The 18,187-nt window shown below is 67.1% G+C and carries 18 protein-coding genes and 2 tRNA genes; 9 read left to right on the plus strand and 11 right to left on the minus strand.

The genetic code is table 11. The annotated features are described in order from the left end of the window. Window positions 1-350 precede the first annotated feature (350 nt). The 3 genes from GON01_RS00005 to GON01_RS17270 form a co-directional block, all read right to left on the minus strand. Window positions 351-427 (minus strand) — tRNA-Pro (locus GON01_RS00005). A 96-nt stretch (window positions 428-523) separates the two neighbouring features. After that, window positions 524-598, minus strand: a tRNA-Ile gene (locus GON01_RS00010). Window positions 599-634: 36 nt separating this feature from the next. Further along, complete coding sequence (locus GON01_RS17270; RefSeq protein WP_181600134.1) at window positions 635-2,293, minus strand: sensor histidine kinase; 1,659 nt, start codon at window positions 2,291-2,293, stop codon at window positions 635-637. A 149-nt stretch (window positions 2,294-2,442) separates the two neighbouring features. On the opposite strand from GON01_RS17270, the gene GON01_RS00020 reads away from it, so the two are divergent. Then, window positions 2,443-2,943 (plus strand): Lrp/AsnC family transcriptional regulator, encoded by a 501-nt coding sequence (locus GON01_RS00020; RefSeq protein ID WP_157024932.1) that lies wholly within the window; start codon window positions 2,443-2,445, stop codon window positions 2,941-2,943. On the opposite strand, the gene GON01_RS00025 is transcribed toward GON01_RS00020, so the two are convergent. Continuing rightward, a complete protein-coding gene (locus tag GON01_RS00025; protein ID WP_157024933.1) occupies window positions 2,944-4,221 on the minus strand; it encodes a tetratricopeptide repeat protein in 1,278 nt (425 codons plus the stop codon). Between the two features lie 304 nt (window positions 4,222-4,525). Here GON01_RS00025 and gyrA point away from each other — a divergent pair, with 304 nt between their 5' ends. Continuing rightward, on the plus strand, window positions 4,526-7,288 hold the full coding sequence (gyrA, locus tag GON01_RS00030; protein WP_157024934.1) for a DNA gyrase subunit A: 2,763 nt from the start codon (window positions 4,526-4,528) through the stop codon (window positions 7,286-7,288). A gap of 73 nt (window positions 7,289-7,361) precedes the next feature. On the opposite strand, the gene GON01_RS00035 is transcribed toward gyrA, so the two are convergent. Next, window positions 7,362-8,219: a hypothetical protein gene (locus GON01_RS00035; RefSeq protein ID WP_157024935.1), complete on the minus strand. Its 858-nt coding sequence runs from the start codon at window positions 8,217-8,219 to the stop codon at window positions 7,362-7,364. A 113-nt stretch (window positions 8,220-8,332) separates the two neighbouring features. Between GON01_RS00035 and GON01_RS00040 the strand changes: the two genes are divergently transcribed. Beyond that, the gene (locus GON01_RS00040; RefSeq protein ID WP_157024936.1) at window positions 8,333-8,911 is read left to right on the plus strand and encodes a peptidylprolyl isomerase; all 579 of its coding nucleotides are present in this window, start codon (window positions 8,333-8,335) and stop codon (window positions 8,909-8,911) included. A 6-nt stretch (window positions 8,912-8,917) separates the two neighbouring features. On the opposite strand, the gene GON01_RS00045 is transcribed toward GON01_RS00040, so the two are convergent. Next, entirely contained in the window at window positions 8,918-9,265 is a 348-nt protein-coding gene (locus tag GON01_RS00045; protein WP_157024937.1) for a YbaN family protein, read from the minus strand. Window positions 9,266-9,377: 112 nt separating this feature from the next. On the opposite strand from GON01_RS00045, the gene GON01_RS00050 reads away from it, so the two are divergent. Continuing rightward, window positions 9,378-10,211: a TIGR00266 family protein gene (locus GON01_RS00050; protein ID WP_157024938.1), complete on the plus strand. Its 834-nt coding sequence runs from the start codon at window positions 9,378-9,380 to the stop codon at window positions 10,209-10,211. Between the two features lie 61 nt (window positions 10,212-10,272). On the opposite strand, the gene GON01_RS00055 is transcribed toward GON01_RS00050, so the two are convergent. Beyond that, window positions 10,273-10,920 carry a PEPxxWA-CTERM sorting domain-containing protein gene (locus tag GON01_RS00055; protein ID WP_157024939.1) on the minus strand — a complete coding sequence of 216 codons (648 nt, stop codon included), beginning with the start codon at window positions 10,918-10,920 and terminating at the stop codon, window positions 10,273-10,275. Between the two features lie 144 nt (window positions 10,921-11,064). Further along, the gene (locus tag GON01_RS17275) at window positions 11,065-11,385 is read right to left on the minus strand and encodes a DUF488 family protein (protein ID WP_157024940.1); all 321 of its coding nucleotides are present in this window, start codon (window positions 11,383-11,385) and stop codon (window positions 11,065-11,067) included. 142 nt (window positions 11,386-11,527) lie between these two features. Between GON01_RS17275 and GON01_RS17130 the strand changes: the two genes are divergently transcribed. After that, window positions 11,528-11,662, plus strand: a complete 135-nt coding sequence (locus GON01_RS17130) for a hypothetical protein (RefSeq protein WP_258558440.1) — start codon at window positions 11,528-11,530, stop codon at window positions 11,660-11,662. Here GON01_RS17130 and GON01_RS00065 read toward each other — a convergent pair. After that, entirely contained in the window at window positions 11,659-12,261 is a 603-nt protein-coding gene (locus tag GON01_RS00065; RefSeq protein ID WP_181600135.1) for a lysoplasmalogenase family protein, read from the minus strand. The genes GON01_RS17130 and GON01_RS00065 overlap by 4 nt on opposite strands. Window positions 12,262-12,302: 41 nt before the next feature. Between GON01_RS00065 and trmFO the strand changes: the two genes are divergently transcribed. Further along, window positions 12,303-13,709 (plus strand): methylenetetrahydrofolate--tRNA-(uracil(54)-C(5))-methyltransferase (FADH(2)-oxidizing) TrmFO, encoded by a 1,407-nt coding sequence (trmFO, locus tag GON01_RS00070; protein ID WP_157024941.1) that lies wholly within the window; start codon window positions 12,303-12,305, stop codon window positions 13,707-13,709. Here the strand turns inward: trmFO and GON01_RS00075 are convergent. Both GON01_RS00075 and GON01_RS00080 read right to left on the minus strand, forming a co-directional pair. Then, a complete protein-coding gene (locus GON01_RS00075) occupies window positions 13,706-14,167 on the minus strand; it encodes a histidine kinase (protein ID WP_157025656.1) in 462 nt (153 codons plus the stop codon). The two genes, trmFO and GON01_RS00075, sit on opposite strands and share 4 nt — an antisense overlap. Before the next feature lie 39 nt (window positions 14,168-14,206). Then, window positions 14,207-14,863, minus strand: a complete 657-nt coding sequence (locus tag GON01_RS00080; RefSeq protein ID WP_157024942.1) for a squalene/phytoene synthase family protein — start codon at window positions 14,861-14,863, stop codon at window positions 14,207-14,209. Between the two features lie 81 nt (window positions 14,864-14,944). On the opposite strand from GON01_RS00080, the gene GON01_RS00085 reads away from it, so the two are divergent. The 3 genes from GON01_RS00085 to GON01_RS00095 are packed head-to-tail and all read left to right on the plus strand — an operon-like array spanning window position 14,945 to window position 18,116. Further along, entirely contained in the window at window positions 14,945-16,828 is a 1,884-nt protein-coding gene (locus GON01_RS00085) for a TadE/TadG family type IV pilus assembly protein (RefSeq protein ID WP_157024943.1), read from the plus strand. After that, window positions 16,825-17,418, plus strand: a complete 594-nt coding sequence (locus GON01_RS00090; RefSeq protein ID WP_157024944.1) for a TadE/TadG family type IV pilus assembly protein — start codon at window positions 16,825-16,827, stop codon at window positions 17,416-17,418. Before GON01_RS00085 ends, GON01_RS00090 begins: the two co-directional genes overlap by 4 nt. Before the next feature lie 2 nt (window positions 17,419-17,420). Beyond that, a complete protein-coding gene (locus GON01_RS00095; protein WP_232328558.1) occupies window positions 17,421-18,116 on the plus strand; it encodes a TadE/TadG family type IV pilus assembly protein in 696 nt (231 codons plus the stop codon). Window positions 18,117-18,187 lie beyond the last annotated feature (71 nt).

Here is an 18,187-nt window from a genome sequence, read left to right on the forward strand (position 1 = left end):
CAACAGGCCGGACACAAGACTGCACCCGACTAGCCGCCGACATCAAATCGCCACTTGCAACGCGGGAGCCATCCACACAGGACGTTCGCGATCACCTCACTAGGTTGAGGATTACGCCAAACAAGCCGACAAGCCCGCTCAGGCCAGACATTGCGGTGAGCGACCAATAGAGTCCGGGGCTAGCGTCACGCTTGATCGGCTCTCCCAGGGTCGTCGGCATTTTACCTGTCGCCAATGCTATTCCGGCATGGCCGCCCCCAATCAGAAGCAGCGCAAAGGCTATCCACATTGCTATCGATTGCCAGAGGAGATTGATGTCCGCAACGGGTCGCAATCTGCCAAAGGCAGGATGGTCGGGGAGACAGGATTCGAACCTGCGACCCTCTGCTCCCAAAGCAGATGCGCTACCAGGCTGCGCTACTCCCCGACGCGGGCGCTCATGGCCCACCCCGCTTTCCGGTGCAAGCGGCATGGCGAAGCCACGCCGTCGGGTCGTCGCTGCAGGCGAGGCCGGCCGGCGGGATGGTGGGCCCGGAGGGATTCGAACCCCCAACCTGGCCGTTATGAGCGGCTGGCTCTACCGTTGAGCTACAGGCCCCGCCCGGCCGGCGGGCGATAGCGGAGCGGCGGGCGGCTAGGCAAGCGGTCCGGCGCCGTTCGCGGCCTGGGTCGCTTCGGCGGGCGCGTGCCGAGCGGCGGCCGCGGGCAAGCGCACATGGAAGCGGTCGGGCGCGATCACCAGCATGCCGCCGCAGCTTTCCGCGACGCCGCGCACCATCCGCAGCGTGAAGCCCAGCCCGAGCAGCGGCGGCGCCCCCTCCTCCTCGCCCGGAACGTCGCAGGCCGCGAACAGCTCCGCTTCGTTCTGGCCGGCAACAAGCGAGGGCCGTTCGACCGACAGCAATGTCTCCGATTTCGCGCCGTCGCCGGGCGAAAGCTCGACCGCGATCCGCTCGCCGGGCCGCGCGAGCCCGATTGCGGCGCTGACCAGACGCATCGTCATCCGCTCCGCCGCGCCCGGATCGGCCAGAGCGGCCGCGCAATGGGGCGCGATCGCGAGCGCGATCGTCACGTCCTTCTCCGCCGCCAGCGGGCCGAGCGCGGCCGTCACCCGCGCCAGCAGCATCGCGCAATCGACTTCCTCGGCCGCGTGAGCGGCGGTGCCCCCGTCGAGATGAGCCGCTTCGTCCAGATCGTCGAGCACGTCCTGCAGCCGCTGAGTCTCCTCCAGGATCGTCGCCGCGCGCTCGCGATAGGCGCGCGGCGCCGGCCCCAGCATCTGGCGCTCGATCATCTCGGCGAAACCGGCGATCGCGTTCAGCGGCGTGCGGACCTCGTGGGCGAGTTGGCGCAGCGCGTCGCCCGACAGCGCCGAGCCGAGCAGCCCGATCCCCTCGGCCCGCTCGCCGACGCGCGGCCGGCGCGCCGTCCCGCGATAGCCGGTGAAGCGTCCGGTCGCGGCGTCGAAGATCGGCACGCCCGAAATGCACCAAGCCCCGCCCGCCTGCCCGACCGCTCCGATCGTCAGCCGGGCGTCGCTGAACGGTGCCCGGCGGCGGAACGCGCCCGCTGCCTGCCCGTCGACGCCGTGCGCCTGGCCGGGCGCGGCGTCGGCGATCGACACGCCGACGATCGCGCCCCGCTCCGCCATGTCGCACCAGCGGATCATGCCGTCTGCGCCGGTCTCGAAGCGGAATTCGGTTCGCTCCGCCTGCTCGGCGTGCAGCTGACGCTCTCGGAATGCCTCGATTCGCGCGCGCAGCTCGCGGATATCGGGGGCGGCATAGTGCGCGTGCTCGTCGGGAGCCGGCGCAGAGTCGGCCTCGAGCTCGGCTTCGCGGTCAGGCGACGCGGGGCCTTCGATCACCAGATCCGCCTGGCCGAACGCCTCCAGCGCCCGCAGCGCGCCGTTCGGCAGGTCGCGGCGGTGGCGCAGCAGCGCGCGGGCAACAGGGGAGAGGCGCGGGATGAGCTTGCGCCAGACCTTGCCCGGCAGTTCGAGGCCCGCCAGCAGCGGCGCGAAGACCACGGTTGCGTCGTCGGCGAAAAATTCGATCAGGTCGGTCGGGACCGGCTGGTCGCCGAGCAGCAGCATGGCCGCGCTCTGGCGTCCGACGATCGGAACCTCCCCGCGCCATTCGCGGAGCCGGTCGAACGCGGCGGCGCGCAGCGGCGAATGCTCGTCATCGTCCTGCCCCAGCAAGTCGACGAGCTGGCGCCAGATCGCCTGGCGCGCGGCGGAAACCTCCGCCGGCTGGCCGAGCGCCGTTGCAAGCCTGTCGTCGAATCGCACCGGCGCAGTTCCCTTCCCCGAGCGGCTGAAATAGCGCGCTCGCCGGGTGGCTGACAGACCCGAAAATGTGAACGTAACAAAGTGAGACAATTGCGGGTGTCCGCAATTATATTATAGATGTCGGCCGAGTTACTCGCGAGGTGTTGCGCATGCCGGCCCAATCGCTCGACGCGGTCGATCTCGAAATCCTGTCCGCGCTGCAGGAAGACGGGCGCATGACGAATGTCGATCTGGCGGCGCGAGTCGGGCTGACCGCCCCGCCCTGCCTGCGCCGCGTCCGCAGCCTGGAGCAAGCCCGGGTCATTCGCGGCTATCACGCGCGGCTCGACCCGGCCGCGCTCGGCTACAGCATCACGGTCTTCGCGATGGTGAGCCTCAAGAGCCAGGCGGAGCATGAGCTGCGCGCGTTCGAGGAGCATGTCGCCGGCCTGCCGCAGGTGCGGGAATGCCACATGCTCAATGGCGAGATCGATTTCATCCTGAAGATCGTCGCGCCCGATCTTCAGTCGTTCCAGCATTTTCTGACGTCGGAGCTGACGACCGCTCCGAATGTGGCGAGCGTGAAGACGTCGCTCACGATCCGCACGTCGAAAGACAGCCCCGGCGTTCCGATCGCCGGGGCTGCGCCTTCGTTCGATCGCGACGGCTGATCAGCCGGCCGCGCGGGCGTTCTGATCGACCCACAAGGTCCAGAACTGGGCAAGCTCGGCGCGCGGGCCGGTGACCTGCGCGAAGGCCTGCTTCGCCTCGGCTGTCTGGCCGGCCTTTGCCAGCGCCTCGCCGAGCCGCATGTTCACGGTCGCCGCATCGACGCCGCCCTTCTGCAGGGCCAGCTTGTAGAGCTGGGCCGCCTTGGCATAGTCGCCATAGCCGAAATAGGCGTCGGCAGTGCCCAGCGCGGCCTTGCCGTTCGCCGCTGATGCGGCGCTCTTTTCGGACGCGGCGAGCGATGCCTTGTCCGCAGCGACCTTGGCGCCGGCGGCCGCGCCGATCTCGTTGATCGCCTTGCTGCTGGCGTCGAACGCGCCCTTGGCCTTGCCCTCGTCGACGACTGCCTTGGCCTCGCCGGGCAGGCCGATCTTGTCGGCGAGCACCGCATATTCATAGTAATCGCGCTCGCCCGCCAGTGCGCCGGCGAAGCGCTTCAGGCGCAGCAGATCGAGCTGGGTCTGGTCGTCGAAATGGTTGGAATCGCCGAAGATGACGAGCGCGCTGCGCCAATTCTCGGCGGTCGGATAGGCAGCGACCTGCGCGCGCGTCCACTTGGCGGCCTCCGCCATGTTCTTCGACTGATAGGCGATCGACGCGGCGCGGCCGTACCAGGACTGGGGCACCTTGCGGCCCGCCGCCGTCTCCTCCTTGATGGCCTGGTCCAGCACCGCCATCCCCTGCGGGATCTGCTTGGTCTGGAAATAGGATTCGGCCAGCATGATCTCGAAGTTCGAGTCCGGCTGCCCGTTGGCATCCTGCGGATGATAGCCGGCGGTCTTCGCGGCGGTCAGATACTGGATCGCTGCCGGATAGTCCTTTGCCTGGAACGCGAACTGGCCCGCATACCAGGAGAATTTGCCGCGATCCGGCTCGACGCCGGCCGATCCGGAGTTCAACGACTCGAGCACGCCGGCCTGCAGCAACGCCTGGTCCTTCAGGCCCTGGCCCAGCGCGATCTTGAACTGGCCGACATAGAATTTCTCGTCGGGCGTGGTCGCCGCGGCCTGAACCGCGGGCAACAGCGACTGGGCGGTCGCATAATCCTTTGCCGATAGCGCCTTCTGGAACGGCTGCACGGCGTTGCGGAAGCCCTTGCTCAGCTCGGGCGTGAATTTCGCGGCTTCGGCGCTTTCCTTCTTGTCCTTCGCAATGGACGGGGCCGCCATGCCGAACCCGGCGGCCAGCGCCAGCCCCAGTGCCAGTTTAGAAACCTTCATTCCAACTCTCTCCTCTCGAAGGGGATCATCTCCGGCGAACGGGGTCGCTGATCGCCCCCTATACTCCGGTCCACCGCCGGACAAGCGGCGGGATCGGCAAGCGATTTGCCGTTTCGCCACTGAACGTCGGTTGAACCCGCTTTGACGCAATTGGGCCGGCGCAATAGAGGAGCGCCCGGCGCGGCTTGTCCACAGCTCTCGCGCGCGTGCGCGGGCGCGCGGGGTGGCGTTTCCGGGCCGGGGCAGCTAGGACGATCCGATCCGGCGCGTCCTGCGCCTCACCAGCAATCACCGGAACCACGCCTTGGCCACTCTGCCGCCGCCTTCTGCCCCGTCCAGCGACATCGAGCCCGTCAACATCGTCGACGAGATGAAGTCGAGTTATCTCGACTATGCGATGTCGGTGATCGTCGCGCGCGCGCTGCCCGACGTGCGCGACGGGCTGAAGCCCGTCCATCGCCGCATCCTCTATGCCTGCCAGGAAGCCGGCTATGTCGCGGGGCGGCCGTACCGCAAGTGCAGCCGCATCGTCGGCGACGTGATGGGTAAGTATCACCCGCACGGCGACGCGGCGATCTACCTGACGCTTGCGCGCATGGCGCAGGACTGGTCGATGCGGGTGATGCTGATCGACGGCCAGGGCAATTTCGGCTCGATGGACCCGGACGATCCGGCGGCCATGCGTTACACAGAGGCGCGGCTGGCCAAAGTCTCCAACGCGCTGCTGGACGATCTCGACAAGGACACGGTCGACTTCCAGCCCAATTATGACGCGTCGGAACGTGAGCCGCAGGTGCTGCCCGCGCGCTTTCCGAACCTGCTGGTCAACGGCGCCGGCGGCATCGCGGTCGGCATGGCGACCAACATCCCGCCGCACAATCTCGGAGAAGTCATCCGGGCCTGCCTTGCATTCATCGACAATGGCGCACTCACGGCCGAAGAGTTGATGGAATATGTGCCGGGACCCGATTTCCCGACCGGTGCGATCATCCTGGGCCAGGGCGGCGCGCGCAACGCCTATACGACCGGCCGCGGCTCGGTGATCGTCCGCTCGCGCCACGTGATCGAGGAAGGCCGCGGCGATCGCCGCTCGATCGTGCTGACCGAAATCCCCTATCAGCAGGGCAAGAACGCGCTGGTCGAGCGCATCGCCGAGGCGGCAAAGGACAAGCGCATCGAGGGCGTCTCGGATATCCGCGACGAATCGAACCGGCTGGGCGTCCGCATCGTTATGGACCTGGCGCGCAACGCGCAGGTCGACGTCGTGCTGAACCAGCTCTGGCGGCACACGCCGGCACAGCAGAGCTTCTCGGCCAACATGCTCGCGATCCGCGGCGGCCGGCCCGAGACGCTGAACCTGCGCGACATCATCGAATCCTTCGTGAAATTCCGCGAGGAAGTGATCACCCGCCGATCGAAGTTCGAACTCGCGAAGGCACGCGAGCGGGCGAACATCTTGCTTGGCCTCGTCATCGCGGTCACCAATCTGGACGAAGTGGTGCGGATCATCCGCGCCTCTGCGAGCCCGGCGGAAGCGCGCGCCGCGCTGCTCGGCCGCGAATGGCCGATCGAAGAGATCGCGCCCTATATCCGCCTGGTCGAGGCGATCGAGCATGAGGTCGAAGGCGACAGCTACCGCCTGTCCGACGCGCAGGTCCGCGCGATCCTCGACCTGCGGCTGCACCGGCTGACGGCGCTCGGCCGTGACGAGATCGGCGGCGAGCTGCAGGAGCTGGCGACCAGCATCGGCGCGCTGCTGGAAATCCTCGGCGATCGCGCCAAGCTCTACGGCGTGATGCGCACCGAGCTCGAGGCCGTCGCCGCCGAGTTCGATTCGCCGCGCAAGACCGAGATCGCGCCTGCCTTCGACGGCATCGAGGACGAGGACCTGATCGAGCGCGAGGACATGGTCGTCACCGTCACGCTCGACGGTTACATCAAGCGCACGCCGCTGAACGCCTTCCGCGCGCAGAAGCGGGGCGGCAAGGGCCGTGCCGGCATGGCGACCAAGGACGAGGACGCCGTCACCGAGCTGTTCGTCACGTCGACGCACTCGCCGGTGCTGTTCTTCTCCACGCTCGGCCGTGTTTACCGGAAGAAAGTGTGGCGGCTGCCCGAAGGCGGCCCAGCGACGCGCGGTCGGCCGATGGTCAACCTGCTGCCGCTTTCCGAAGGCGAGACGATCGCGACCGTGCTGCCGCTGCCCGAGGACGAGGAAAGCTGGGGCGACCTCCACATCCTGTTCGCGACCGCGCACGGCGCCGTCCGTCGCAACTCGATGGACGCGTTCCGGAACATCCCGTCCGCGGGCAAGATCGCGATGCGCTTCGGCACCGAAGAGAATGGCGACGGCGAAGACGATTCGACCGACCGGCTGGTCGGCGTCGCGTTGCTGACGGAGGAGGACGACGTCCTGCTCGCCACGCGGGGCGGCAAGGCGATCCGGTTCCCGGCGACCGCGGTGCGCGAGTTCCAGAGCCGCACCTCGACCGGCGTGCGCGGCATCAGCCTGGCCGAAGGCGATGAAGTGATCTCGCTTTCGATCATGCGGCGCGTCGGCACCACCACGGAAGAGAAGGAGGACTATCTCCGCTTCGCGCCGTGGAAGGCGGAAAAGGAAGGCGAACCTTCGCTGTCGCCCGAGCGCTTCGCCGAGATGGCGGACAAGGAGCAGTTTATCCTGACGGTGACCGCGAACGGCTATGGCAAGCGCACCTCCGCCTACGAATATCGCCGCACCAATCGCGGCGGGCAGGGCATCACCAACATCGTGATGTCGGAGCGGAACGGCGACGTCGTCGCAAGCTTCCCGGCCAAGAACGGCGCGGAGATCATCCTTGTCACCGACCAGGCCAAGCTGATCCGCACGACCGTCGGCGACATTCGCGTCATCGGCCGCAACACCCAGGGCGTCCGCCTCTTCCATGTCGCCGATAACGAGCATGTCGTCGCCGCCGCCCGGATCGACGAAAGCGACGACGAGGAAGGCTTCGAGGAAACCCGCGAAACCGCTCCCGACACCGGCGCGACCGTCGGCGAGGATCTGGCCTCGGGCGAGGACGACTAGGGCGCGTACCCGATGGCCGCACCCCGGAGGGGCCGACGTGGGCTATCGCAGACCCCTAGGGGCCAGGTGGCGGTCAGTTCAGGGAAACGGTCGGATACTTGATCTGGTAGCCGAAGTCCGCGCAACGCAGATGCCGGCGACGCGCCTCGCCGCACAGCTCCGCCATGCCTGCCAACGCCCGCTTCTTGTCGATCGGAAGCCGCCACTTGATCAGGGCCGTTTCGTCGGCCAGCTCGCCGGTTCCGCCGGCAAACTCCGCCCGTGCCTTGAGGCTTTCCAGAAAGGCGACCACGGCGTTGCGGTCGGCCGACCGAACGAGCATCGACGCTTCCGCGTGAGAAGGTTCGCGGCCGGCCATCAACGCGTCCGCTACCTTGCCCAATGTGTCGAGCGCGTCGAATGCGAGTTCAATCGGAAAGCGCGCGAAGTCTTCAGGCTGGACGGCCAAGGCAACTTCCGTGCCCGCTTGTGCGCGAACGACCTGGGCATCCGAGCCGGCCGCGCGCACCCGCGCCTGCCATTCTCCCACCGATCCGATCATGACGGCGCGAACAGCCCTCGGGGAAACCATGACGGTCAGGATATCGGAAGCCTTGGCATGCAATCCGACAGTTACCGCATTCACATCCTCGGAGGTTGAACGGAGTCCCTCGGTTATCGACTCGGCCTCCTGCGGCGGATTGCGGTCACGCTCGATCGCGACAAGATCGGGCCAGGGAGCCGCGCCGACGTCGACTCCGACAATAGAAGGAGAGACGAAGAAATAGATCGCGAGCCCATTCGTGGCAGGACGAATGGCGACCTTGAACGTTTGCTTGATATTGAAGGGTGCCGTACCAACTGCGCGCGAAGGCGGCGGTGCCAACGCCGGCGCGGGCGATGAAGTTGCCGCGGCCAGACCCAGGAACGCGATCAGCACGGCGCGTGTCATCCGAAATATCCCACGATAGAGTCCTCGCCGGGCTAGGCGGCTCGGGTTAAGCGACGGTGAAGCACGCGCGGCAGAGCATTGGCCAGCCGGGATGCGGATGCTAGGCAAGACCGATGCGTTCCGTGTTGTTGCTGTTCCTGCTCCCAATCGCACTTCTCTCCACCCCCGCGCTCGCCGCCCCGCGCGTCGCGATCAAGACGACGCTCGGCACGATCGTCGTGGAGCTTGCGGACAAGCAGGCGCCGGTTACGACGAAGAACTTCCTCCACTATGTCGAGGCGGGGAAGTTCGACGGCACGACCTTCTACCGCGCCGCCCGCTCGCCGTCCGCGCCGCAATTCGGGCTGATCCAGGGCGGCATCGACCATAATATGCGCCGCGCCTTCTTCTCGATCGATCACGAGCCGACCAGCAAGACCGGCCTCAAGCATCTCGACGGGACCATCTCGATGGCCCGCAACGCGCCCGGCACCGCAATGGGCGACTTCTTCATCTGCGTCGGCGCCCAGCCCTCGCTCGACGCGCGCGGCGATTATCCCGGCTACGCTGCCTTCGGCCGCGTCGTCAGCGGCATGAGCGTGGTGAAGAAGATCCTCGCCGCTCCCACCTGGATCGGTCGCGGCCGCGGCGCGATGAAGAATCAGGTGATCAAGCAGCGCATCCCGATCATCTCGGCCAAGCGGATCAACTGAGCTTCGCTACTCCGCCCGTGTCGCGATCCAGCTCCCGCACATGAGGGCAACCGCGAGCGGAACATAGCACCACGGACTGTCCAGCATCAGCAGCCCTGCCGCGGCGCTGGCGGTCAGCGCGACGAGCGCGGCCGTCTTGCCCCGCCTGCTGATCGCCCGGCGCTCGCGCCAGGCCTGGATCGGCGGCCCGAAACGGGGATGCTCGATCACGCGCCGCTCCCAGGCGGGATTGCTCCGCGCGAAGCAGAACGCCGCCAGCAGCAGGAACGGCACCGTCGGCAGGATCGGCAGGAAAACGCCGATCGTGCCGAGCGCGACCGCAACAAGTCCCAGCAGCAGATACAGGGTGCGCATCGCCCCTTCATGTCGAAGCCGGGCCGGCTCGCCAAGCGTCATTCGCCAGAGCGGCTTTTCTGCGCGCGCGGCCCGTTCTAACGAGCGGCGGCATCAACCAGAGGGGACATTCATGCCGCACAGTCCGTGGGAGCATCGCCGCCAGTCCGGCATCGCCGACGACATCGATTTCGAGATCAAGGGCGAGGAGCTGCAGTTCCTGGAGATCGAGCTCGATCCCGGCGAAAGCGCTGTCGCGGAGGCGGGGGCGATGGTCTGGAAGGACGCGACTATCGAGATGACGACCGTGTTCGGAGACGGCAGCGGCGGCCAGGGCAGCGGCTTCATGGACAAGCTGCTGGGCGCGGGCAAAAGGCTGGTCACCGGCGAAAGCCTGTTCACCACCGTGTTCACGCACCGCGGCTCCGGCAAGGCCCGCGTCGCTTTCGCCTCGCCCACGCCGGGCGCGATCCTGCCGTTGAAGCTCGGCAATTATGGCGGCGCGCTGATCTGCCAGAAGGACAGCTTCCTTGCCGCCGCCAAGGGCGTGTCGATCGGCGTCCATTTCCAGCGCCGCATCCTGACCGGCCTGTTTGGCGGCGAAGGCTTCATCATGCAGCGGCTGGACGGCGATGGCTGGGTATTCGTGCAGATGGGCGGCACGCTGGTCGAGAGGGAGCTTCGCCCCGGCGAGGAGCTTCACGTCGACACGGGCTGCCTCGCCGCCTACACGCCCGGCGTCGACTTCGACCTCGTCACCGCCGGAGGCGTGAAGAGCGTGCTGTTCGGCGGCGAAGGCCTGTTCTTCGCGCGACTGACCGGGCCGGGCAAGGTGTGGATCCAGTCGCTGCCCTTCTCCCGCCTGGCCGGGCGGATGCTGGCTGCGGCGGGCAGTCGCGGCGGCCAGAACCGCGGCGAAGGCTCGGTGCTCGGTGCGCTGGGCGATTTCGTCGGCGGCAACAACTGACCGACGGAAAAGCGCCGCCGGTTCAGGGCCGGCGGCGCTCCCCTCACCCCCTCGGTGATCTTCAGGCGAAGGCGACCGGCTGGCGCTTCCGCCGCCGCGACACCGCGCCGACCAGGCCAAAGCCGCCGATCATCAGGGCCCAGGCCGCAGGCTCCGGCACCGCCGCGACGGCCAGATTGTCGACCTCGAACGAATTCTGCGACGACTGGAACACCGCGCCCACAATCCGGGGCCCGCTCGCGACCGAATAGGTCACGACGCCATTGGTCTCGCCGCTGATCTGGTTTCCGCTCGGAAAAGTCAGGTCGTTGATGATCTGGCCGCCGATATAGGCCTGGCTGCTGCCATTCTCGTATTTCAGCGTCAGCGTGTTGTAGGTGTCGAGCGATCCGAGCACGAACGAGAACGCCTTGGTCGGCGCGAAATCGATGCTGTAGCTGCCTCCGGTCAGCACGGTCGCGAAATTGCCGGTGCTGCCGAACGCGGGCCGGGCCGACTGGCTGCCGACGCTGCCGCTATAGACATAGGCGTTCGGGCCGATCGCCGCGCCCGGCGTGCCGGCCGCGAACGACTCGAAATCCTGGATGACCGCAGCGTTGGCGGGCAGCACGCCCGAGCCGCCGTTGAACGACACCGTCGTGACCGCGACTGCCGGAACCGAGGCGGCCGCTGCCGTGAGGCCGGCCAGCAAAGCAACAAACTTGTTCATACCCAAACCCCCTTCATACGCACAGTCCAGCTGCTGCCGGCATGATAGTCGAGATCACTGATCTCTACGACCGCGTTAACCCTGCTATTTCAGAACGTCTCTTTGGGGGACATTAACTATCCCTGTTGGCAGGCGACATCTGTTTTACTTGACCAAATCTGACACGAAGAGATCCAAGACCTCGGCCTCGGCCATCGTGGCGGCGGTCAGCAGGGACCGGTGGCACATTGCCGGATCACGTTCGAAGCAGAGCAAGGCGGGCGGCGTCTCGTCTACCATCGCGCGCAATGCGGCCACGTGGGCCCGCGCTTCGGGGAGTTCCGGCTGGCCCGCACGGACGCGCTTCAGCGTCGCGCGATCGCATGCGTCTCCTGCCCTTTGCGCGGGGAAACATCCTGTGCCACAGTCGTTTGCACAACAGGGGAATCGAAGGGAGGACGCTTTGGGGAAAGTTCCTGCCGCCAGTCTCGGCTCGGGAGCCTCCGCATCGGAAGGCGCGGATTTTTCACCACCGCAAGGGCCCTCGGCCTTTCAACGCGAACTCGACCGCGCTCGACGTCATCTCGCCCGGCTCGAAGCCGAAGACCGCCTCCGCCGCCGGCAGCCGGTGATCCTGGAGCAGCATCCCGGCTTCGACGAATCGCCGACGTTCGTGCGCGTCTGCAATCTGCTGATCTGGGCGATCGTGCTGCTGCCGGTCGTCCTGGCGGTGCTGGCGCTGGCCCGCCGCGTTGCCGGTTAGGCCCGCCGCCGCCCGACGTCCCACGCGATCAGCGCCTGGCCCAGGAAATAGAGCGACCACACGAGCAGGCTCGGCAGGATCGAGCCCGTGAGCGGACCCAGCCGCGCGAAGATCAGCAGGTCGGATACGGTGAACATCAGCGCGCCTGCCGCCGCCAGGCGAAAGCGACTCATTGCCGCGCAGGCGGCCATCGCCGCGACGCCGATGCCGTAAAGTGCCATGCCGGGCGCCGCGGCCGGATCGGCCGGCAGCATGGCCCCGGCGGCGCCGACCACAGGGACGAGCAGCAGCGGCCACCATCCGGCACCGGCCCGCCGGTTGCGCAGATACAGCGCGATCGCAACCAGGTGCCCGCACAGGAACACGGCTCCGCCCGGCGTCAGTGCCACTTCCAGCAGAACGTCGCCGGCCGCGCCGAGCGCCAGCACCGCGGTCAGCAGCCAGCCGTCCGCGCCCCGCGCCCGGCCGGCCGCCCAGAGCGCCAGCAACCCAACGCCGGCGCCTTTCCAGGCCAGCAGCAGCGCAGGATCGATCGCGAGGTGCGAGGCCGGCCAATAGCTCAGCCCCGCCGCCAGCGCCGCCAGGAATAATGCGTTCACCTTGCCTCCCCTCGTGCGCGCTCCTAATCGCCGCACGCGACATGGCAAGCTACGACATCCACATCATCGGCGGCGGACTGGCCGGTTCGGAGGCTGCTTGGCAGCTGGCGGAAGCGGGGCTTCGCGTGCGCCTGTCGGAAATGCGCGGCGTCGAGGGGACCCCCGCCCACCAGACCGACGGACTGGCGGAGCTGGTCTGCTCGAACAGCTTCCGCTCCGACGACGCCGACAGCAATGCGGTCGGCCTGCTGCATGCCGAGATGCGCGCGCTCGGCTCGCTGATCATGCGCGAGGGCGACGCCCACCGCGTGCCCGCCGGCTCCGCGCTCGCGGTCGATCGCGACGGCTTTTCGTCCGGCGTTACGGCGGCTCTGGCCGCCCACCCGAATGTCGAGATCGTGCGCGAGCGGATCGACGTCCTTCCCGCGTCCGGGCCGGTAATCGTCGCGACCGGGCCGCTGACGGCGGCGACGCTTGCGGCCTCGATCGGTGCCGCGACCGGGCGCGACAGCCTCGCCTTCTTCGATGCGATCGCGCCGATCGTCCACCGGGCCTCGATCGACATGGAGATCGCCTGGTTCCAGTCGCGCTGGGACAAGGGCGATGGCGACGACTACATCAACTGCCCGCTCGATCGGGACCAGTATCAGGCGTTCGTCCAGGGCCTGCTCGACGGCGAGAAGACCGAGTTCAAGGACTGGGAGCGCGACACGCCCTATTTCGAAGGCTGTATGCCGATCGAAGTCATGGCGTCGCGCGGGCCGGAGACGCTGCGCCACGGCCCGATGAAGCCGTTCGGCCTGCGCGATCCGCGCACCGGCGAGCGCCCTTACGCCGTCGTCCAGCTCCGCCAGGACAATGCACTCGGCACGCTGTGGAACATCGTAGGCTTCCAGACCAAGCTGAAACATGCCGAGCAGGTTCGGTTGTTCCGCACGATCCCCGGCCTCGAACGCGCGGAGTTCGCCCGACTCGGCGGCCTCCACCGCAACACGTTCATCCGCTCGCCCGAGCTGCTGGACGCGCAGCTCCGCCTCAAGAGCCGGCCGAACGTTCGCTTCGCCGGCCAGATCACCGGCTGCGAAGGCTATGTCGAAAGTGCCGCGATCGGCCTCATTGCCGGCCGCTTCGCCGCGGCGGAGCTGGCCGGCCACGCGCTGGAGTCGCCGCCGCCGACCACTGCGCTGGGCGCCCTGCTCGGCCACATCACCGGCGGCGCGGCGGCGGACAGCTACCAGCCGATGAACGTCAATTTCGGCCTGTTCCCGCCGCTGGAGACCGAAGCGAAGAAAGCGGAGCGCAAGCCGGCACTGACCTCGCGCGCGCGGCGGGATTTGGAGCGGTGGATGGCTAGCGATCAAGGTCCGTTCGCTTCGAGCGAAGTCGAGAAGCGCAGGCTCGACGTCGACAGTTTCTCGACTCCGCTCGAAACGAACGGAATACGTTAGCCCTCATCCTCCTCCCGCACGGCTGGCGGACAATCCGGCTTCGGCCGAGCCTTGCGCACCACGCGTGTCGTCGCGAACTCCGCGCGCGTCAGCGTTCTGGACTTGTCCGCGTCCGCGCCGGCGAATTTATCGGTCGTTTTCTTCGCCCATTCCTCGAAGCTCAACCGCCCGTCGCCATTCGCGTCCAGCCGCGCGAATGCCTTCTTCCGGTTCGCCAGATACTCGTCGGCGCTGACCAGCTCGTCGCGATCCTTGTCGTAGCGGTCGAAGCGCTTCTGCTCGCGGGTTCGCTCTTCGGCGGCGGGCGGCGGGGCACTCTCGCTGGCGGAGGTCGAGCGCGCGAGCGGCGGCGCAACGGCGGACAGCAGCGGGGCATTCTGTTGACCGCTGCTCCACCAGACAAAACCCGCGCCCGCCAGCAACAGCGCCGAGGCGACTCCCGCCACAAACCGCCACATACCCCCGCTCTCCCCTGTTTCGGCCAAGCTTAGGAGCGGCTAGCGACCGGTCAACCCCGCCAGCAGCGCGCGCGCAACCCGAGCCGGGGAGCCCTGCCGCCTCGGCCTGTCGATCCCACGCCGCGCATCCCGCCGGGCCAGCGACGCGAGCACTGCAAGCGCCCTGGGCAGCGGCCCCGGCGCATATCTCCGCGCGATCGACAGCGCTCGTTCGGCCGTGGCCCGGTCGCTGATCCGGAACGCGAGGTCGACCAGCGACCAGAGCTTGCCCGCGTCTATCGATCCGGCGGGATCGCCGCCGAGCAGGCCGCTCGCCGCCCGGAACAGCGTCCCGCCGCGCCCTTCCGCGTAGGACAGAAGCTGCTCCTCCTCCAACGGCAGCGGATCGAGCAGCACTTCCCAGCCGTCGATCAGCGGCAGCAATGCTGCCGGATCGATCGTTATAGCATCGGCAAGGGCGACCAGCACCGGATCGACCGGCCGCGCCTCGCGCAACGACCGCAACGCATCGTGCCACCAGGTCAGCCGCATTTGCCCGACTGCCGGGTTCTCGGTCCGGGCGACGATCGCGCCCATTTGCTCGTCGAGTGCCCACAGCGCGGCCAGCCCCGCACGCGCGTGAACGGGCGCGTAGGCCAGCGCCAGCGCGCGCTCCGGGTCGGCGGGCGCCGGGTCGGGGCTTTCCGCAATCGTCATGTCACCGGCCGTTAACCCTGTCCTTTCAGAGGCCTTTAGGCGTGTTGCCGCATAGGTCAGGCAAGTTCGCCCGAGGTGTACATGTTCGCGACCCGACGCAAATCGAAATCACGCCCTGGCTTCCTCCAGCGGCTGGCGCGCGACGTCGCCGGCAACACTGCCGCCATCATGGCGGCGGCGCTGCTTCCTCTCGCCGGCTTCACTGGCGCAGCGCTCGATACCGCCCGCCTCTATGTCGTCAAAGTCCGGTTGCAACAGTCTTGTGACGCGGGCGCCCTTGCCGGCCGCAAGATGATGACCGGGACATCGTTGACCGAAGACAACAAGACCCAGGCCAAGATCTTCTTCGACAACAATTTCAAGTCCGGCTGGTTCAAGACCAGCGATGTGTCGTTCGCGGCGTCCGACACGGACGACGGCCAGGTCAAGGGCACGGCTTCGGTCAAGGTGCCGGTGACGCTGATGAGCATCTTCGGCGCCGGGCCGACCACGCTCACCGTCACGTGCGAAGCGCGCAAGGAGATCGGCGACGTTGACGTGATGTTCGTGCTCGACACGACCGGATCGATGGTCTGCAACACCTCGGAATCATCGTGCACCCAGACGCCGATCGCGGTCGCGACGCCGGCCGGCACCCGCTACTATCTGCAGGAAAAGTCGGATTCGAAGATCAAGGCGCTGCGCAAGGCGGTCATGACCTTCTACGACACGCTGGCCGCTGCCGCCGATCCGAACTCGCGCATCCGATACGGTTTCGTCCCCTATTCCTCCGCGGCCAATGTCGGCCCGCTGCTGCCGGCTAACTACCTGGTCGACTCCGCCGAATACCAGACGCGCCATGTCGTCGGAGATTCCCCAAGCGGCAGCATCACGACCAACACCTACAACAAGACGGACAAAGCCACCTGTCTCGCCAGGGAGGGCCGCAGCGTCGCCTACCCGCAATATCCGGCGACCAAGTCGTGGATGTCCGACTGGCAAAGCGTGACCTCCGGCAGCGACAAGCCGGGCATCTGCACGATCAAGACGCAGGCGCAGATCCCGGTCTGGCGCTATGAGCCTTGGACGCTGGACGTGAGCCAGTACAAGACCGGCGCCAGCGTCCTTGACCCGACGCGCATCGACGGCACCACCTCGGCGTGGGACGGCTGCGTGGTCGAACGCAATACGGTGGGCAGCGCGACCTTCACGCAGGGCAATCTTCCGCCCGATCTCGACATCGATCTGCCGCCGACGAACAACGCGACCAAATGGCGCCCGGCCTGGATCGACGCGACCTATGACCGCCCGGACGCAGCGGCCGATGACAGCACGTCGGATTATTGGCCGAGCTCCTCCAGCGTCTTTCGCTCGCGCAATGTCGCCGAGCTGCTGAAGTCCGGCTATTATGTCTGCCCCAAGCGTGCGCAGCGTCTCGCCGAGATGACGCGCACTCAGGTCAGCAACTATGTGAACGCATCCGATTTCCGGGCGATCGGCGGTACCTACCACGATGCCGGCATGATCTGGGGCGCACGCTTCATCTCGCCCACGGGCATGTTTGCCGCCGACACCGACTGCCGCGCGAACCGCACCTGCGGCCGCCACATCATCCTGATGACCGATGGCGCGATGGCGCCCAACCATTGCATCTACGGCTATCAGGGCTTCGAGCGGCTTGAGGGGCGCGTGATGGGCTATAAGCCGGTCGGCACCTGCACCCGATATAACGACCAGACCTACGTCACCGGCCTGCCGGGCACCCTGGTCGATCGCCACAACGAGCGGCTGCAGGCGATCTGCACCCAGGCGAAGAACAAGGGCATTACCATCTGGGTCGTCGCCTACGCCCAGGCACTGACCGACGATATGAGGGACTGCGCGTCGAGTTCGGACACGGCAATCTATGCGCCGACCGACCAGAAGCTCGAGGACGCGTTCAAGCAGATCGCCGGCAAGATCGCAGAGCTGAGGATCTCGAAATGATGGGCCTCTCCCTCCTTGCGCGACTTCGGGATGACCAGCGCGGCTCGCCGATCGCCGAATTCGCCGTCGTCGCGCCGACGATGATGCTGCTGATCATGGGATCGATGGACCTGGCCTATAGCAGCTACGTCACTTCGGTGCTGGAAGGCGAGATCCAGAAGGCGTCGCGCGATTCCGGCATGGAAGGCAACGGCGACAAGCTCGCCGCGATCCAGGCCAGGGCCGAAAACCAGGTCCGCATCATCGTCAAGAACGCGACCTTCTCGCCGCTGCGCAAGAGCTACACCAGCTATCTTACGGCGAAGCCGGAACGCTTCACCGACACCAACGGCAATGGCCAGCGCGACGCCGGCGAATGCTTCGACGACGTCAACGCCAACGGCCAGTGGGATTCCGATCCGGGCAACGATGGCCAGGGCGGCCCGAACGATGTCGCAGCGTACACGATGCAGATGAGTTTCCCGCGGCTGTTCCCGCTGGCAGGAATGATCGGCCTGTCCTCGACCGAAACGATCACGGTCAAGACCTATCTGCGCAACCAGCCCTACAATGCGCAGAACATCCCGACGGTGAAGAATATATGCCCATGATCATGGCTTCGCCCTTCGCCTCGCTCCTGTCGCGCCTTCGGGATGACCTGAGCGGCCTTGCGCTGATCGAGTTCGCCTATGCCATGCCGGCGGTGATGGGGATGGGCATGTACGGCGTGGAGACGGCGAACCTGGCGCAGACCCATCTGCGCGTCAGCCAGGTCGCGCTGATGCTGGCCGACAACGCCTCGCGCGCTGGTGTCGACGCATCGGGGGGCACGATCCAGCAGTTGCGCGAGATCGACATCAATGACGTGATGCAGGGCGTGCGCCTGCAAGGCGCGCGCGTCGACCTTGCCAACAAGGGCCGGGTGACCCTGTCGAGCCTGGAGACCAATGCCGATGGCGGCCAGTGGATTCACTGGCAGCGCTGCCTGGGCGTGATGCGCGGCGCCGGTTGGGATTCCAGCTACGGCAAGGAAGGCGACGGCAAGACCGGCACCGGCTTCGCCGGCATGGGTCGCGCGGGCTCCGAAGTGAAGGCGCCGGAAGGCGAGGCGGTGATCTTCGTCGAGGTCAATTACCAGTACAAGCCGCTGTTCGGCACCTGGCTGATCGGATCGCCCCGCATCCAGTACACGGCGTCTTATATGGTCCGCGACAAGCGCGACCTGATGGGCAACGCCGGCAAGGGCATCTACGATCCGTCTCCGTCGGTCGGGGCAGCCAAGCTCACCTGCGACAAATATACGGCCTAGAGCGCGCGATGCGGTCAGTCTGACCTGTCATTGCGAGCCGAGCGAAGCAATCCACCCATGGCGGCAATGGA

It is taken from the genome of Sphingomonas horti (assembly GCF_009753715.1).
Lineage (GTDB): Bacteria > Pseudomonadota > Alphaproteobacteria > Sphingomonadales > Sphingomonadaceae > Sphingomonas_B > Sphingomonas_B horti.